Annotated in this window: 15 protein-coding genes and 1 tRNA gene; 2 read left to right on the top strand and 14 right to left on the bottom strand. The window is 65.2% G+C overall.

All coding sequences use genetic code 11. The annotated features are described in order from the left end of the window. Window positions 1-16 precede the first annotated feature (16 nt). Window positions 17-107: transfer RNA gene (locus tag U1707_RS12925), tRNA-Ser, on the bottom strand. Between the two features lie 88 nt (window positions 108-195). On the opposite strand from U1707_RS12925, the gene U1707_RS12920 reads away from it, so the two are divergent. Beyond that, a complete protein-coding gene (locus U1707_RS12920) occupies window positions 196-1,053 on the top strand; it encodes a peptidylprolyl isomerase (protein WP_332800449.1) in 858 nt (285 codons plus the stop codon). Here U1707_RS12920 and U1707_RS12915 read toward each other — a convergent pair. The 11 genes from U1707_RS12915 to U1707_RS12865 form a co-directional block, all read right to left on the bottom strand. Beyond that, entirely contained in the window at window positions 1,050-1,904 is an 855-nt protein-coding gene (locus U1707_RS12915) for a pirin family protein (protein WP_332800448.1), read from the bottom strand. The two genes, U1707_RS12920 and U1707_RS12915, sit on opposite strands and share 4 nt — an antisense overlap. Before the next feature lies 1 nt (window position 1,905). Further along, the gene (locus U1707_RS12910; RefSeq protein ID WP_332800447.1) at window positions 1,906-2,478 is read right to left on the bottom strand and encodes an NADPH-dependent FMN reductase; all 573 of its coding nucleotides are present in this window, start codon (window positions 2,476-2,478) and stop codon (window positions 1,906-1,908) included. Window positions 2,479-2,488: 10 nt separating this feature from the next. Beyond that, complete coding sequence (locus U1707_RS12905; RefSeq protein ID WP_332800446.1) at window positions 2,489-3,283, bottom strand: DODA-type extradiol aromatic ring-opening family dioxygenase; 795 nt, start codon at window positions 3,281-3,283, stop codon at window positions 2,489-2,491. Between the two features lie 76 nt (window positions 3,284-3,359). Further along, window positions 3,360-4,427: a spore photoproduct lyase family protein gene (locus tag U1707_RS12900; protein ID WP_332800445.1), complete on the bottom strand. Its 1,068-nt coding sequence runs from the start codon at window positions 4,425-4,427 to the stop codon at window positions 3,360-3,362. A gap of 36 nt (window positions 4,428-4,463) precedes the next feature. Further along, window positions 4,464-4,997, bottom strand: a complete 534-nt coding sequence (locus U1707_RS12895) for a response regulator transcription factor (protein WP_332800444.1) — start codon at window positions 4,995-4,997, stop codon at window positions 4,464-4,466. Between the two features lie 199 nt (window positions 4,998-5,196). Continuing rightward, complete coding sequence (locus U1707_RS12890) at window positions 5,197-6,510, bottom strand: ATP-binding protein (RefSeq protein WP_332800443.1); 1,314 nt, start codon at window positions 6,508-6,510, stop codon at window positions 5,197-5,199. Continuing rightward, the gene (locus U1707_RS12885) at window positions 6,507-7,223 is read right to left on the bottom strand and encodes an SURF1 family protein (RefSeq protein WP_332800442.1); all 717 of its coding nucleotides are present in this window, start codon (window positions 7,221-7,223) and stop codon (window positions 6,507-6,509) included. Before U1707_RS12885 ends, U1707_RS12890 begins: the two co-directional genes overlap by 4 nt. Next, a complete protein-coding gene (gene cyoD / locus U1707_RS12880) occupies window positions 7,223-7,645 on the bottom strand; it encodes a cytochrome o ubiquinol oxidase subunit IV (protein ID WP_332800441.1) in 423 nt (140 codons plus the stop codon). Before cyoD ends, U1707_RS12885 begins: the two co-directional genes overlap by 1 nt. Beyond that, window positions 7,642-8,280, bottom strand: coding sequence for a cytochrome o ubiquinol oxidase subunit III (cyoC, locus tag U1707_RS12875; protein ID WP_232090183.1), 639 nt, complete (start codon window positions 8,278-8,280; stop codon window positions 7,642-7,644). Before cyoC ends, cyoD begins: the two co-directional genes overlap by 4 nt. A gap of 4 nt (window positions 8,281-8,284) precedes the next feature. Further along, window positions 8,285-10,285, bottom strand: coding sequence for a cytochrome o ubiquinol oxidase subunit I (gene cyoB, locus U1707_RS12870; RefSeq protein ID WP_332800440.1), 2,001 nt, complete (start codon window positions 10,283-10,285; stop codon window positions 8,285-8,287). Window positions 10,286-10,294: 9 nt separating this feature from the next. After that, window positions 10,295-11,467, bottom strand: coding sequence for a ubiquinol oxidase subunit II (locus U1707_RS12865; protein WP_332800439.1), 1,173 nt, complete (start codon window positions 11,465-11,467; stop codon window positions 10,295-10,297). A 234-nt stretch (window positions 11,468-11,701) separates the two neighbouring features. Between U1707_RS12865 and U1707_RS12860 the strand changes: the two genes are divergently transcribed. Then, window positions 11,702-13,033: an MFS transporter gene (locus U1707_RS12860; RefSeq protein WP_332800438.1), complete on the top strand. Its 1,332-nt coding sequence runs from the start codon at window positions 11,702-11,704 to the stop codon at window positions 13,031-13,033. A 320-nt stretch (window positions 13,034-13,353) separates the two neighbouring features. On the opposite strand, the gene U1707_RS12855 is transcribed toward U1707_RS12860, so the two are convergent. Together U1707_RS12855 and U1707_RS12850 are read right to left on the bottom strand one after the other, a co-directional pair. Then, complete coding sequence (locus tag U1707_RS12855; RefSeq protein WP_332800437.1) at window positions 13,354-14,550, bottom strand: MFS transporter; 1,197 nt, start codon at window positions 14,548-14,550, stop codon at window positions 13,354-13,356. A gap of 113 nt (window positions 14,551-14,663) precedes the next feature. Then, window positions 14,664-16,823: a histidine kinase dimerization/phosphoacceptor domain -containing protein gene (locus U1707_RS12850; protein ID WP_332800436.1), complete on the bottom strand. Its 2,160-nt coding sequence runs from the start codon at window positions 16,821-16,823 to the stop codon at window positions 14,664-14,666. Window positions 16,824-16,885 lie beyond the last annotated feature (62 nt).

Raw genomic sequence — 16,885 nt, 5'->3', positions numbered from 1 at the left:
CTGTGGGAAGTTGGGGTGGCGGAGCGGGAGGGATTCGAACCCTCGATACGCTTTTGACGTATACTCACTTTCCAGGCGAGCGCCTTCGACCACTCGGCCACCGCTCCGCATTGCTCTGGAAGGGCGTCTGCTAGTGCGGGTTTGGCCGGGGCGCAAGCGATTGCGTGCGGTGATCGGCTGGGGCAGTCTGCGGGGATGCTGAATATCCTTCTCGCTGCCATGCTTGCGCAAGCCGTTCCGGCCGCCGCGACGCTCCCGTCCGATCCGATTGCGACGGACTGGGTGGCGGTACCGGACGACGAACTGGTGGTGTTCACCCTGGCCAATGGGCACCGGTTTACCTTGCGGCTCGCGCCTCGCTATGCGCCGGTGCACGTCGCGAACATACGCAAGTTGGCGCGTGCGCATTGGTGGGATGCGGGGACGAGCGTGTACCGGTTGCAGGACAATTACGTCGCGCAATGGGGTGACGCGACGGAGAAGAAGGCGCTGGTCGAGGGTGTGGTCGCGAATCCACCGGCGGAATACTCGCATGCCGGACCGACCACCGTGGCGCGGCTGTCGCAGCGCGATCCTTATGCCGAATGGGCGGGGTATAGCCGCGACGGGTGGCCGCTCGCGGGCAATGGCGCGACCGAGTGGGTGCCGCATTGCTACGGGATGGTCGGCGTCGCGCGCGATCTGGCGCCGAGCACGGGGAGCGGCGCGGAGCTGTATACCGTGATCGGGCATTCGCCGCGTGCGCTGGACCGGAATATCGCGGTGGTCGGGCGGGTGATCGACGGGGTCGAGTGGCTGTCGTCGCTGCCGCGCGGGACGGGGAATCTGGGGTTCTACAAGACCGAGGGGGAGCGTAGCCCGATCGTCTCCGCCCGCCTCGCGAGCGAACTGCCCGCCGCTGAGCGACCGCATTTCGAATATCGCGCGGCGGACAATCCGCGGTTCATGGCGTGGATCGCGTCGCGGGAGAACCGGGCGGGGCCGTTCTTTACGGTGCCTGCCGGGGGCGCAGACATCTGTGCCGCGCTGCCCCCGGTGCGCAAGGCGCCCTAGCGGATGACGGGCGGCTTGCCGAACAGGCCGGCGTTATAGTCCTCGATCGCGCGGACGATCTCTTCGCGGGTGTTCATGACGAAGGGGCCGTGGGAGACGACGGGCTCGCCGATAGGGTCGGCGTGGCCGTAGAGGATCGTGGTGGGGGCTTTGGCGGCGACAGCGATGGTGTCGCCGTCGTTGTCGAACGTGGCGAGGTGGTGCGGATTGACCTGCGTGCCGTTGGCCGTGGGGGCGCCGGCGACGACGTAGAAGAAGACCGCGCGGCCGGTTGGGGCTGGCAGGTCGACCTCGGCGCCGGCTTCGAGTTCGACGGTCATCATCGCGACGCCGGTCAGCGATTCGATCGGGCCGCGCTCGTCGCCGAAGCTGCCCGAGATGAGGTTTACGGTGCCGCCATCGACCGGAATTGCGGGAATGTCCTCGCGCTGGAGGCCGGTATAGGCGGGCTTGGCCATCTTGAGGCGGCCGGGGAGGTTGACCCAGAGTTGCAGGATCTCCAGCGGGCCGCCGTCGCGCTTGAACGATGCGGGTGAGATTTCCGCGTGGATCAGGCCCGAGCCAGCGGTCATCCACTGGACACCGCCTGCGCGGATGACGCTTTCGTGGCCGCCGCTGTCGAGATGCGCCATCTCGCCCTCGAGGATGAAGCTGACCGTCTCGAAGCCGCGGTGCGGGTGCGGGCCGAACGGGAGGCCGCTGTTGCCGGGGCGATAGGTCTGCGGACCGTGATGGTTGAGGAACAGGAACGGATCGACCTGCGGCAGGCCGGGGCCCGGTAGCGGGCGTCGTGTCACCAAGTCGGCGATATCGTCGCGCTGGGCGGGATACTGGTTAAGGACGTGGCGCATGTCAGGAGGCTTCGCGGGCGATAGCGGTGGGGCGGGCGATGTCGGCGAGCAGATCGTCTACCCCGCCGACGAGGAAATCGAGCGTGCGCTGGTCGGTGAGGCGACCGTCGGCGATCTTCTCGTGCACTGCGCCGACGACGGCTTGTGGACGCAGCACGGTGCGGGCGCCGATCGAGGCCAGCGTCTCGTTGAGCTGCGCGTGGGCGCGCGCGCCGCCGACTGCACCTGGCGAGGAGGTGAGCGTGAAGACCGGCTTGCCCGTCAGCTTCGCCTTGCCATGCGGGCGCGAGGCCCAGTCGAGCGCGTTCTTCAGGACGCCGGAGATGCCGTGATTATACTCGGGGGAGGCGATGATGATCCCGTCGGCCGCGCCGATTGCCGCGCGAAGGGCTGCAACGGCGGCGGGGGGCGTGTCGGTGTCGGCGTCCTGGTCGTAGAGGGGCACGTCGTTCAGCGCGAAGACCGTCAGCGCTGCCTTGTCAGTGATCGCTTCGCCCAGCGTGGTCAGGATCGCGGTATTGTACGAGCCGCGGCGCAGGCTGCCGGAAATCGCGAGCAGGACGGGAAGAGCCATGGGAATTCCTTTAGTTGAAGCGGTAGCCGGAAATCGCGGTTTGCAGCACGCGCTCGCTGTAGTTTTGCATGCCGGACTGGTCGGAAGCGCCGGCAGCGACCATCAGCGGTAACAGGTGTTCTTCGCGGGGGTGCGAGAGGCGGCCGGCGGGGGCTTCGGCCCAGCCGGCTAGCGCCTTTGCTCGGGCGGTCGGTTCGGCCTCGACTGCGGCGGTGAGCCATTGATCGAAAGCTTCGGACGGCGCGGTGAAGCGCGGGTCGCCGTAGCCGCGCATGTTGTGGAAGCTCATGCCCGAGCCGACGATCAGGACGCCTTCGTCGCGTAATGGGGCGAGTGCGCGGCCGGCGGCAGCGTGCAGCGTAGGGTCGAGATCGCGGTCGACCGACATCTCGACGACCGGAATGTCGGCGTCGGGAAATGCGACCTTCATCGGGATGAAGACGCCGTGATCGAGGCCGCGCGTGGAATCGACAATCGCGATCAGGCCAGCACCTCGGAGCAGGTCAGCCGCGCGAGCGGCCAAGGCGGGGGCGCCGGGTGCGTCGTAGCGTAACTCATAGGTATGCGCGGGAAAGCCGCCGTAATCGTAGATCAGCGGCGGCGTTGCGGCGCCGGTGAACGCGAAGCCACGCGTTTCCCAGTGGCCGGAGACGACCAGGATCGCCTTGGGCTTTTCGGGCAGCGAGGCGGCGATCGACCGGAGGTACGCGGCCATGCCGGTCCAGTTCCCGGCGGGGTCGTCCATGAAGAAACAGGGCCCGCCACCGTGCGGGATGAAGAACGTTGGCTGGCGGGTGTTTGTCATGGTTCCGAGGTAGGCGGCGGTGGCGGCGATCGGAAGGTCGCGAATGGCAACGCTGCGTTGCCGGTTGGCGCGGCGGTCAGGTCCAGTAGAGAATACGGGCCTGCGGGAGCTTGGCAGCGATCTCGTCCTGGAAGAAGGTGCGGAGCGCGCGCATAGTGTCGGCGTCGTAGACGTATTTGACCGAGCCGAACTTGGTGCGTTTCTCGGTGCGGTTGGCCATGCTGAGGTCGAGCGACGAGCCGGGGTACCAGGTTTCGAGCACCGCCTTCGATCCCGGCGTGTAGCGGTGGGTGATCAGTTCTATCGTCACGTCGGGCACGTCGGCGAGCACCCTGCCCGCCTCCGCGAGCAACTCGCCATAGGCCTCGCGCCAGCCTTCGGCGGCGATGATCGGCGCGACCGTCAGGCCGATCCTGTAGCCCGCGTCCGCCATTCTGCGCAGCGCGACCAGCCGGGCGGAGACGGGGCTGGTGCCGCCCTCGAACCGGGCATACGCGGCGGGATTGATCGAGGCGCGCATGCGGGTGCGGCCGCGGTGGTCTAGAGCCAGCAACGGCTCGACCGCGTCGAACTTGGTGGTGAAGCGCAACTGCACGTCCGCCTCCCATGCGCCGAAATGCGCGATTAGCGCGGACAGCGATCCGGTGACGTGCTCGATCCCGAGCGGGTCGGTGTAGCAGGACGCCTCGAACGTCGTGCCTTCGTGCGCACGGGCGGTCGAACGCGACGTGACGGTGCCCTGGCCGAGGTGCGCGGGGAGTTCGGCGAGGATCTCGGGGAGGTTCGCGTAGACGCGCGTGATCGGTGGCCCCTTCAATGAGCCGGCGAGGTAGCAATAGCCGCAATGCGCGGGGCAGCCCTCGGCGAGGTCGATCCGCCAGTCCGCGCTGGGGGCGATCGGCTGGAGCTTACGCTTCGAGGGCGGCGCGACGACCAGCGCGAGCGTTGCTTTGGCTTCGGCATAGGCGCGGCGGGAGTCGTCGGGGAAGTCGAGCTTGAGGCGGTCGCTCGGTAGCGTCGTGACGGAGACGCCGAGTGCAGTTGCACGCGCGGCAATCTCGGCGCCATGATCCCAAGTCAGCGCGGACGGGGTCGCGAGCAGTCGCTTTGGCTGCCAGAGTCGTGAGGGTTTTGGCGCTGGCATCGCATGACAACGCTCGCCTTCGGCGAAGCGTTGCGGCTATTTTACCGGGCGCTTCTCGAGCTTTCGCGCGAGCGTGCGGCGGTGCATGCCGAGGCGGCGCGCGGTCTCGGAGATGTTGAAGTCGGTTTCGGCGAGCGTAGTGTGGATACGCTCCCATTCGAGCGTCTTGATCGAGGTCGGGCGCTCGGAAAGTTCTGTGTCGACGCTGCCCTCGGTGCGATCGAACGCGGCTTCGATATCGTCGGTGTTCGAGGGTTTGACGAGGTAGTGCGACGCGCCGAGCTTGATAGCCTCGACTGCGGTGGCGATGCTCGCGAAGCCGGTGAGGACGACGACGAGGATCTCGGGGTCGTGTGCGTGGAGCGTCTGGACGCAAACCAGGCCCGACGCACCGCCGAGCTTGAGGTCGACGACCGCGTAACGGGGCGTGCGCTCGGCCAGTTGCTCTACAAGTTCCTCGTGGCTGGCCGCCTGCATCACTTCGTAGCCGCGGCGTTCGAACGAGCGGCGGAGCGTGCGGGCGAAGGTCTCGTCGTCCTCGACGATGGCAAGGAGTTTTTGGTCTGTCATCTGGGCAGCACCGATCCGACGCTCATTTTGGGAAAAGGATTGTCCCAAACCACTCCGTCACCCCGGACTGGTTCCGGGGTCCACCGTTCCGCAAACCAATATCTCCCGATTTCGCGTCGCCGTGGATGCCGGAACGAGCCCGGCATGACGGAGTACGCGACGCGGTCTTCGACTCGAACCGACTGTCGATCCGTCTGCGTCATGAGAGGGCGATCGCGGAGAGGGGCATGCGGATGGTGACTTCCGCGCCGCCGCCTTCGCAGTTCACGACGGACACGCCGCCGCCGAGCTTGCGCATGACGTTGACGGCGAGGAACAGGCCGAGGCCGTGGCCGGGTTCGCGCTTGCTCGACTGGTAGGGTTTGCCGAAACTGGCGAGCCGTTCGTCGCTGAAGCCGGGGCCGCGGTCGCGGACGATCAGCGCAAGGTCGCCGTCGGTGCGTTCGCCGCGGAAGGCGACCCAGTGCGGCGAGGCTTCGGCGGCGTTGTCGAGCACGTTGGCAATCACCTGTTTCAATGCGGGGTCGGACACGACCTGCGGATCGTCGCCGACTCGGGTGGTGTAGTCGAAATCGACCGACGGGTGAACGGCGCGCCATTCGTCGACGATCGCGTCGAGGAACTGGTGGAGCGGCATGATCTCGGGCGCCTCGCCGCGCGCTTCGCCGGCCGACAACAAGATGCCGGTGACGATCGCCTTGCAGCGCTGCACCTCGGATTGCATCTCGACGATCTCGGCTTGGAGGTCGGCGTCCTGCGCGAGCGTCGGCATGCGACGCCAGTCGGCGAGGATGACCGCGATCGACGCGAGCGGCGTGCCGAGTTCGTGCGCGGCGCCGGATGCCAGAAGTCCCATTCGGACGATGTGATCCTCCTCCGCGGCCTGCTGGCGAAGGTCGGCGAGGCGGGTGTCGCGGGCGCGCAAGTTTCCGGTGATGCGGGTCATGAACAGCATAAGCAGCGTCGCGATGAGCATGAAGCAGAGCAGCGAGCCGATCGTGTAGAGCAGGAAATACTCGCCGCTGTAATCGGGGGGCAGGATCAGCGGGCGATAATACAGTGTGAGCACGCCGAAACAGGCGGCGGTGACGGCGACGATCGCCCAGCTCGACCAGCGATCGAGCAGCACGGCGCCGAGCACGACGTGGAGCAGGTAGAGCGAGATGAAGGGGTTGGTCGCGCCGCCCGCGAGATAGAGCTGCGTGGTGAGCAGGCCGACGTCGAACAGGAGCGCGAGCAGGAGCTGGATGTTCGCGCCCTTGCGCCAGCCGTAGAGCGGCATGCTGGCGAGGTTAAGGCCGACTGCTGCGGCCAGGGCTGCCATCATCGGGACGAGTGGCAGGTCGAAGCCGAGCGCGAACCGCGCGAACAAGATGGTGACGAACTGGCCGGCGACCGCGATCCAGCGCAGCGTCACGAGCTGTCGCATGTTGGCGTTGCCGGTCGCGTCGGTGCGCGCGGTGGCGAGCGCGAGCCAGCGTTGCCAGCCCTGACGTGCGCCCGCCGAGGTCATGCCGCCCCTTGCCGCTTGCGCGCATCCTGACGGACGAAGACGACGAACGCACCGATCGTCATCGCGGCGAGCGCGAACCAAGTCAGCATGTAGACGAGGTGGTTGTTGGGGAAGGCGATGATCGTTAGGCCGCCGACGGGGGCGGCGGTGCCGGACTTGTCCGCATCGACGAAATAGGGGGCGACGTTCGACAGGCCACGCGCGCTGGCGATCGCGGCGACATCACGCGAATACCATTTGCCGGCGACGGGGTCGTTGTGGCGCAGGAAGCCGCCGCCGGGCTCGGTGATGCGGAGATAGCCGGTGATCATGACCGGGCCGCTGGGCTTGGTATGCGCGGTGCGCTGTTCGGGCGAGACATATCCGCGGTTGACGAGGACGTTGAAGCCTTGCGCGGTCCGCAAGGGCGTGACGACCCAGTAGCCGCTGCCGAGCGCGGTGGCAGCGCGGACCAGCGTCTCACGTGAATTATCGAAGGTGCCGTCTAGACGGATGCGGCGATAGGCGTCGGTGGTGGCGGTGATTGCGCCCCACGCGGCGGGCCCCGGCGGGGCGACCGGCGCGGCGTGCGCGCGCGCGCCGACCTGTTCGATCAGGTTGAGCTTCCAGGTGCGGCGCTCGACCTGCCAGATGCCGAGCGCCATAAACCCGGCGAACAGCAGCAGCGCGACCAGGCCTGCGACATAGACGGCAGGGCCCGGTCGCGTCTTCATCACATGTCTGCCGCGGCCTGCATCGGCATCATGTTCGTGTTCATGTGGTACATCACCCAGATCGATCCGCTGAGCGTGATGACGACGAGGATGATCGTGAAGATCAGTGCCATCATGGTCCAGCCGCCCTCCGACTTGCCGCTCATGTGCAGGAAGTAGATCATGTGGACGACGATCTGTGCGACCGCGAACACCATCACGACGAGCGCGGCGGTCGACGGATCCTTGAACGCGTCCGTCATGACGATCCAGAACGGGATCGCGGTCAGGATGACCGAGAGGAAGAACCCCTTCAGGTAGCTGCCGCGCGTGCCATGCGATGCATGATCCCCGTGTCCATGCCCGTTGTCGGCATGGGCGTCGTGCCCTTTGTCGGTGTTATCGAAGTGCGAGTCATGCGTGACTGCGTGGGGGTCGCTCATCGTAGGGTGCCCATCAGATAGACGAAGGTGAAGACGCCGATCCAGATGACGTCGAGGAAATGCCAGAACATGCTGAGGCACATCAGGCGACGCTTGTTCGCCGCGATCAGGCCGTGCTTCTGGACCTGAACCATCAGCGTGACGAGCCAGATCAGGCCCATCGTGACGTGGAGGCCGTGGGTGCCGACCAGCGTGAAGAACGACGACAGGAACGCGCTGCGCGTCGGGCCCGCACCCTCATGGATGAGGGTCGCGAACTCGTACATCTCGATCGACAGGAACGCGAGGCCGAACAGGCCGGTGAACACCAGCCACATCTGCATGATGCGCTGACGCCCTTCCTCCATCGACAGCATAGCGAAGCCGTAGGTGATCGACGAGAACAGCAGCATCGCAGTGTTCACCGCCACCAGCGGCAACTCGAAGATCTCCTTCGGGCTGGGGCCGCCGGCATAGCTGTTGCCGAGCACGGCATACGCCGCGAACAGCACCGCGAAGATGAGGCAATCGCTCATCAGGTACATCCAGAAGCCCAGCATCGTGCTGCCGCCGTCGGGATGCTCGTGCTCGTCTAGGTCGTAGAACGAGACCTTCTCCGTCTCGTTCAGGCCGTCCTTCATGGGTATTGCGGACATCGCGTCAGGCTCCCTGGGTCGCGAGCTGGCGGGTGCGCGCGTCCTCGCTGGCGATCACGTCCTCGACCGGGATGTGGAAGTCGCGCTTGTAGTTGAAGGTGTGGAAGATCGTCGTCGCGAAGATGCCGACCAAGGTGAGCCCTGCGAGCCACCAGATGTACCAGATCATCGCGAACCCGAATGCCACGCTGAGGCCGGCGAGCACGACGCCCGTTCCGGTGCCGCTCGGCATATGGATCGCCTTGAAGCCGGAGACCGGACGGACCGCCTTGCGCTCCTTCATGTCGTACCAAGCGTCCAGGTCGTGGACGATCGGCGTGAACGCGAAGTTGTATTCCGGCGGCGGCGACGAGGTCGCCCACTCCAGCGTACGGCCACCCCAGGGATCGCCGCTGTGATCGGCCAGCGCCTCGCGGTTGCGGATGCTGACGAAGATCTGGAGCAGGAAGGCACCGATGCCGGCTGCGATCAGCGCTGCACCAAAGGCGGCGATGACGAACCAGATCTGCAGGTTCGGATCGTCGAAATAGCGCATCCGGCGAGTCACGCCCATCAGGCCGAGGACGTAGAGCGGCATGAACGCGAAGTAGAAGCCGACCACCCAGCACCAGAACGATACCGTGCCCCACTTCTTGTCCAGCTTGAAGCCGAACGCCTTGGGGAACCAGTAGTTGATGCCGGCGAACATGCCGAACAGCGTGCCGCCGATGATCACGTTATGGAAATGCGCGACCAGGAACAGCGAGTTGTGCAGCACGAAGTCGGCGGGCGGCACCGCGAGCAGCACGCCGGTCATGCCGCCGATCGTGAAGGTCACCATGAAGGCGATCGTCCACATCATCGGCAGTTCGAACCGGATCCGCCCCTTGTACATCGTGAACAGCCAGTTGAAGATCTTGGCCCCTGTCGGGATCGAGATGATCATCGTGGTAATGCCGAAGAACGAGTTCACGCTCGCGCCCGACCCCATCGTGAAGAAGTGGTGCAGCCAGACGAGATAGGCGAGGATCGTGATGACGAGCGTCGCATAGACCATCGAGCTGTAGCCGAAGAGGCGCTTGCCTGAGAAGGTCGAGGTGACCTCCGAGAAGATGCCGAATGCCGGCAGGACCAGGATGTAGACCTCGGGGTGACCCCAGATCCAGATCAGGTTGACGTACATCATCGGGTTGCCGCCCGAGTCGTTCGTGAAGAACGCGGTGCCGATGTAACGGTCCAGCGACAGCATCGCGAGCACCGCGGTCAGAACCGGGAATGCGGCGACGATCAGGACGTTGGTGCACAGCGACGTCCAGGTGAAGATCGGCATCTTCATCATGGTCATGCCGGGCGCGCGCATCTTGACGATGGTCGCGACCAGATTGACGCCGGATAATAGTGTCCCGATGCCCGCGATCTGCAACGCCCAGATATAATAGTCGACACCGACGTCCGGCGAGTACGCCAGTCCCGAGAGGGGCGGCATCGCGAGCCAGCCTGTCCGCGCGAACTCACCGATGAACAGCGACATCATGACGATCACGGCACCGGCCGTGGTCATCCAGAAGCTGAAATTGTTGAGGAACGGGAACGACACGTCGCGCGCACCGATCTGGAGCGGGACGACATAGTTCATCAGGCCCGTGACCATCGGCATCGCCACGAAGAAGATCATGATCACGCCGTGCGCGGTGAAGACCTGATCATAGTGATGCGCGGTCAGATAGCCTTCGGAGCCGTTGAACGCCATCGCCTGCTGCGCGCGCATCATGATCGCGTCGGAGAAGCCGCGAAGCAGCATGACGATCGCGAGGATCATGTACATGATCCCGATCTTCTTGTGGTCCACGCTGGTGAACCACTCGTTCCAGAGATAGCCCCAGACCTTGAAGTAGGTCAGCGCGGCGACGAGCCCGAGCCCGCCGATCGCCACCATCGCGAAGGTGGCGACGACGATCGGTTCGTGCAGCGGCAGCGACTCCAGGGTCAGGCGGCCGAAGATAGTCTTCAACAATGTGTCGTTCATGATGGTTCTCTAGCCGTTCGCGACGGGGCGCGTGCCCGGCATGATGGAGGGGGTCAACATCGTGTGATTGCGGTTGGACTGCGAGCCGGGCGCGCTGTTGGCGCCGTCCTGTTTTATGTCGGCCGGCGCGGTCCAGTGTTTGCCGCTTCCCTTTTCGTCCGCGTCTTTCAACAACGCGCCTTTGATGCGCTCGGATGCCTCTTGCGGACCCTTGCCGCCGTTGACGCCCGGCATCGCCATATTGGCGTGCGAGTCCCCCCCGCCTTTGCCGCCATGCATCATCTGCGACATGCAGACCTTGCCCGGCTGGACGCACTGTTCGACGACCAGCTTGAACATGTTCGGATCGACCGCATTGTAATAGCGGACCGGGACCTTCTCGCTCGGCTTCTCCAGCTGGAGATAGCTCGCACGGTTCAGACCGCCCCCGCGCTGCTTGACCTGGTTGACCCAGGCATCGAAGCCAGCGTCGCTGACGCCGTGGAAGCGGAAGCGCATGCCCGAGAAGCCCGCGCCGCTATAGTTGGACGAGAAGCCCTCGTAGTTGCCGGGCTTGTTGATCACCGCGTTAAGCGTCGTCTGCATGCCGGGCATCGTGTAGATCATGCCGGCAAGCGCAGGGATGTAGAACGCGTTCATCACCGACGACGAGGTCATCTGGAAACGGATTGGACGATCGACCGGCGCGGCCAGTTCGTTGACCGTGGCGATGCCGTATTCCGGATAGATGAAGAGCCACTTCCAATCGAGCGCGACGACCTGAACCTCGAGCGGCTTGCCGACGCCGTTCGCCAGCTGCTGCTGGTCGACCAGGTTGCCGACCGGCACGTTGTTCGCGAGCGTCGGCGCATCGGGCTTGATCCGACCGAGCGGACGGTACGGATCGAGCAGATGCGTGCTGGTCCAGGTCAGCGCGCCAAGCGCGATGATGATCAACAGCGGGATGCCCCAGATCAGCAGCTCGAGGCCGACCGAGTGATCCCAGTTGGGCTCGTACTTGGCGGTCTTGTTCGAATGGCGATACCGGAACGCGAAGAACAGCGTCAGCGCGATCACCGGAACGATGATCAGGAGCATGAGCCCCGTCGAGATCAGCACCAGGTCGCGTTGTTGCACTGCGATATCGCCGGATGGCGACATCACCACCCAGTCGCAACCGCTGGTGAACAGCGCCAAGGGCATGGCAGCCAACCATTTTCGGGCTGAGATTTTGGAGCGGGAAAGCTGTGTCACGACGGTCATACGGTCCCCCTACGCCTGCGTTGCGCCGCGCTACAGTGGACAATTTGTCCAATGGGCGCTGCACTGCAACATCGGCATGGCTTTATCAGTATGAGGGGTAGCATAGATTACCCCTGCCCGCATCCGCCGGAACAGCGTATCATCGGGTTCGCGCCCTGAAGAGCGAGTTGAAGAATGAGTGCAAATACGATCCCCGAGACGAGCTTCGAAGCCGATGCTCGCAGTATTCACAGCGACGGCGAGCACGTCACGCCCGGCGTGATCGCGATCGGTGTGGTGATCGGCCGCACCTCGGAATTCTTCGATTTCTTCGTGTACGCGATCGCCTCGGTGCTGGTGTTCCCGACGCTGGTGTTCCCGTATGTCGACCGGCTGCAGGGCACGCTCTACTCGTTCGCGGTGTTCGCGCTGGCATTCATCGCCCGCCCGATCGGGTCGATCATCTTCATCGCGGTCGATCGCGCGTACGGCCGCAGCGTCAAACTCACGATCTCGCTGTTCCTTCTCGGCACCTCAACCGTCGCGATGGGATTCATTCCGAGCTATGATTCGGTCGGAAACTGGTCTGTCGCGATCCTCGCGCTGCTTCGTATCGGCCAGGGCGTCGCGCTGGGCGGTGCCTGGGACGGTCTGGCCTCGCTGCTGTCGCTGAATTCGCCGGAAAAGCATCGCGGCTGGTACGCGATGCTGCCGCAGCTCGGCGCGCCGATCGGCTTGCTGGTCGCGAGCGGGCTGTTCGCGTTCTTCGTGGCCGCGTTGCCGACCGAGGATTTCTTTGCCTGGGGCTGGCGCTATCCGTTCTTCGTGGCGTTCGCGATTAACGTCGTCGCGCTGTTCGCCCGCCTTCGCCTGGTGGTGACACCCGAATTTGAAGAAATGTACGCCAAGCGCGAGCTAGAGCCGGCACCGGTGGTCGAGACCGTGCAGTCGCAGTGGAAGGCGATCTGGCTCGGCTCGTTCGTGCCGCTTGCCAGCTTCGCGCTGTTCCACATGGTGACGGTGTTCCCGCTGTCGTGGGTGGTGCTGTTCACGCGCGAATCGCCGGGTCGATTCCTCGTGGTCGAGGTGATCGGCGCGATCATCGGTATCGGCGCGATGCTGGTGTCGGGCCTGCTTGCGGACCGCTTCGGGCGTCGCACGATGCTCGGCACGATCGCGGTGTTGATCGCGCTGTTCGCAATTGCCGCACCGTCGCTACTCAACGGTGGCGAGATCGGCGAGCGCCTGTTCATGGGCATCGGCTTCCTGTTGTTCGGCCTGTCGTTCGGCCAGTCCTCGGGTGCGATCGCCTCGAGCCTGTCGCCGCAGCATCGCTATACGGGTTCGGCACTGACGACCGATCTTGCCTGGCTGTTCGGTGCGGGCTTCGCCCCGCTGGCGGCACTGCTGCTGACGAGCGAACTGGGGCTGGCGGCGAGCGGCGCGTATCTGTTCTCGGGCGCGGTCTTTACGCTGATCGCACTGGGGCTGAACAAGCAGTTGGCAAAGCGCGACATCGCGCGGTGATCGATCGGGGCTGACGGGCGGACCGACCGATCAGTACCTTCTGACCACACCGAACTAAGAAGCGCCACCCCGGCGAAGGCCGGGGCCCAATTGGCAAGGCTGCAGTAATGAGGCGCTGTCCTTCGTCAGCCCCGGTCCCCAATTGGGCCCCGGCCTTCGCCGGGGTGGTGGGAATGGGGCCGCGCGGACGCCCCAGAAGAACCGTTTCCCCGCAAAGGCGGGGGTTCAGGAGCCACAGGCGCCATCATTCGTAACCCTGGGCTCCCGCCTTCGCGGGAGAACGGTAATTGGCGAGCACTCAAACCCGCCAGCGTAGCCTCTCAAACCCGCCGGCGATCCAGTGTCCAAGACAACGCCCAGATCGCGAAACCGCCGAGCGCCAGCGCCGTCCCGACCCAGCCGGTCGACGGCAACCCATACCCGCCCGCAATCGCAAGCCCCCCGAGCCACGGCCCAAGGGCGTTGGCCGTATTGAATGCGGAGTGGTTGAGTGCGGCCGCCAGCGTCTGCGCCTCCTCCGCGATATCCATCAGCCGGGTCTGGAGGATCGTCGACAACCCGCCGCCACACCCGATCAACACGACGACCGGCAACATCGCCCAGAGATGCGGCGTCGCCGGCGCGTAGAGTGCCAATGCCCCCGCCCCGAACAGCAAGGTGATGCCCGCTGCCGGCATCAGCGCCACGTCGGCCGCCTTCGCACAGACCAGAGTGCCGATCGTCATGCCTACGCCGAAGAGTGCGAACGCAATCGGCGTGAAGCTCGACGAGACGCCCGTAACCTCGGTCAACGTGGACGCCAGATAGGTGTAGACGCAGAATATTCCGCCGAAGCCGACCGCGCCGATCGCCAGCGTCAGCCAGACCTGACCGTTCCGCAGCGCCGCCAGTTCGCCGATAGGGCTCGCATCGACGGCAGGACGCAGGACCGGCGCGAACCTGAACAGCATCGCGACCGTCGCCGCAGCGATAATCGCAACGATCCCGAAGCCCCAGCGCCAGCCGAACCACTGGCCGATACCGTTCGCGAGCGGTACGCCCGCGATGGTCGCGATCGTCAGCCCGAGCATCATCCGCGACACCGCGCGCGACCGCTTCTCGCGCGGCACCATCGATGCCGCGACCAGCGATCCGACCCCGAAATACGCGCCATGCGGCAGTCCGCTGAGGAACCGCGCCAGCAGCATCAGATGATAGGTCGGCGCGAGCGCGGACAGGCCGTTGGCGATACCGAGGAACGTCATCAACCCGATCAGCAATACCCGCCGCTCGATCTTCGCCGCCAGCACGGCGATCGTCGGCGCGCCCACGACGACGCCGAGCGCATAGGCGCTGATGACGTGTCCCGCGGTCGGCTCATCGATGCCGAGCCCACGCGCAAATTGCGGCAACAGGCTCATCGCGGCGAACTCGGTGGTGCCGATCGCAAAGCCTCCTACCGCAAGTGCGAGCAAGGCCAGCCGGGCGTTGACAGGTGGAACACGAGACGTGGCAGTGGATTGGACGGTATCGATCATGCGGCTTAGTTCGCAGTTGCAGCATGAACCTTCAAGACATCCGCGGCCGATCAATTGTCAGCCGCAGCAAAGCCTGGGTTCGCCAACGCCCCTAAACGTTCGACATCTACCGTCTAGACAGCGTCCACGATAGGCGCGGTCATGATCACACGCAGCCCGGGCATGTTGTCGTCATGCTCGATCGTGCCGGACAGCCCGGCGACGATCGCGTTCATCATCCGGCTGCCGAAGCCCTCGCGCGTGCCGACCTTGCCCGACCCTTCGTCGGCGACGATCAGGCGCAGCCGGTTACGATGCTGTTCGAGGGCGATCAGGATCGGGCCGGGGTGCCCGCCATACGCATATTTGCTCGCGTTGATGACGAGTTCGGTCAGAACCAGCCCGATATTCACGGCACGATCGGTCGGCACGAGGATGGGCGCGAGATCGAGCCGCATGTGTGCCGCCCACTCCGCTCCCAACGAGGTCTTCATGTCGCCCGCGAGCTCTTCCAGATAGCGCGAGAGATCGACCGACTCGACCTGATCGTCGCGGTACAGCCGGCGATGCACGAGCGCGACCGCCGCAAGTCGTGCCTGCGCCTCGGCGAGATGCTCCTTCACCTTGGCATCGTCGGACGCCTTTGCCTGGAGCGCGAGGAACGCAGCGACCAGTTGAAGGCTATTCTGGACGCGGTGGTTGACCTCCTTCATCAGGACGTCCTTCTGCGCGATCAGCACGTCCTTGTCGGCTAGAGAGCGCTGCAGGTCGGCGTTGAGCAGTCGGAGCCGCTGGTTGATATGCGCGTCGTGGAACGCGCGGCGCAGGCGGTGGGCGGCCTCGATCTCTTCCAGCGTCCAGCGTCGCGAACGTCCCGACACGATCTGCGTCCAGGACTGGAACGAGGTGCGCGGCGTCAGCACCGCAGTCGGATCGAGCGACACCGCCTTGTGCGGATTACCCGCCCATTCGACCTCCTCAGCCTGTTCGGCGCGGAACCAGAACAGCATCGCGCCCTCGTCGATCAACGGCATCGCCAGCATCCCGCTGGCGCAGGCGCGATACGCTTCCGCGCGCGGCAACAGCGAGGGAAGTTCGTGCGTCGCCAGCGGCTCGATCCCGCTGCGCGCGCAGACCCAGGCGGCAAGATCGCGAATTTCGTCATGCGCGGGGCAGACTCCGTCGGTATCGACGATCGTCCCTTGCACGAACGCGAAACCGTCGGCGTCGAGCATCCGCCGCAGATCGTCGCGCAACGTCACGACGATGCTGCGCGGCGCGGGTTCGGTCGCGAGCTTGGCGATCACCGCATCCTCGGCACCGCGCAGGCGCAGCCGTTCGCGGTAGATCTCGGCCTCTTCCTTCGCGCGAATCTGCCGTGCGAGACCGCTTGCCAGCGTCGCCGAAGCGGCGCGGATGTCGGGGCTCAGACCACGCGGCGTGGCGTGATGGCAGGCGATCAGGCCCCAGAGCAGCCCGTCCTTGACGATCGAGATCGAGGCCGATGCCGCGACCTCCATGTTCGCGAGATAGCGCAGGTGGATCGGCGAAACGCTCCGCACCGTCACGTCGCTCAGGTCGATCGTTTGAAACCCCGCGGGACGCAGAACCGCGGGCGCATAGTCGATCGTCGGGATCGTCCGGGTGCGATTGCGTATGTACAGCGCGCGCGCCTGCTTCGGAATGTCCGATGCCGGGAAATGATGGTTGAGGAAGGTGCCGAGGCCGGCTGCCTTGTCCTCCGCCATGACACGCCCGGCATCGTCGTCGAGGAAGCGATAGATCATCACCCGGTCGAACCCCGTCAACTGACGGAACGCGATCGCGGCACGCTCGCACAAGGTGATCAGATCGGTCGCGCGTTCGAACATCGTGATCATCGGATTGAGCCGGCCGAGCATCTGCGTGGCGGTCATCGGCGCGGTATCGACGGGTTCGAGTTCGGCCAGCAGATAGTCACCGCTGCGGTGGATCGTGACCTCGAAGCGTTCGCGATTGCCCATAATCGGCGTGCCGACGAGTCCGCCCGGCGGCACGTCGTCCGCCTGCACGGCATGCCCCGTCAGCTGCGACAGATCCGCGCCGAGCCATTCGGCCGCCAACCGCCCCTCGATGTCGCCCGCCCCCGCGACGATCGTCAGGGATACGGCATCGGCGACCAGCAACAGACCATGTGGCTGGATCGAGCCGGGAATGTGGATCTGCTCACGGTCGCACGCCGTCAGGTTCAGGCCGCTGTCCTGAACTTGCGCCTGATCAAGCTCGGTGACGTCTACTTCGTTCTGCGTAGTCATCGGCCAGGGCTCTCCAGTCAGTAAGACCGCTGTGGCGTTCCTTGCGGAACAAAGCAAATACC

Source organism: Sphingomonas sandaracina (assembly GCF_036663695.1).
Classification (GTDB): Bacteria; Pseudomonadota; Alphaproteobacteria; order Sphingomonadales; family Sphingomonadaceae; genus Sphingomonas.
This window is presented reverse-complemented; position numbering and strand designations above follow the sequence as displayed.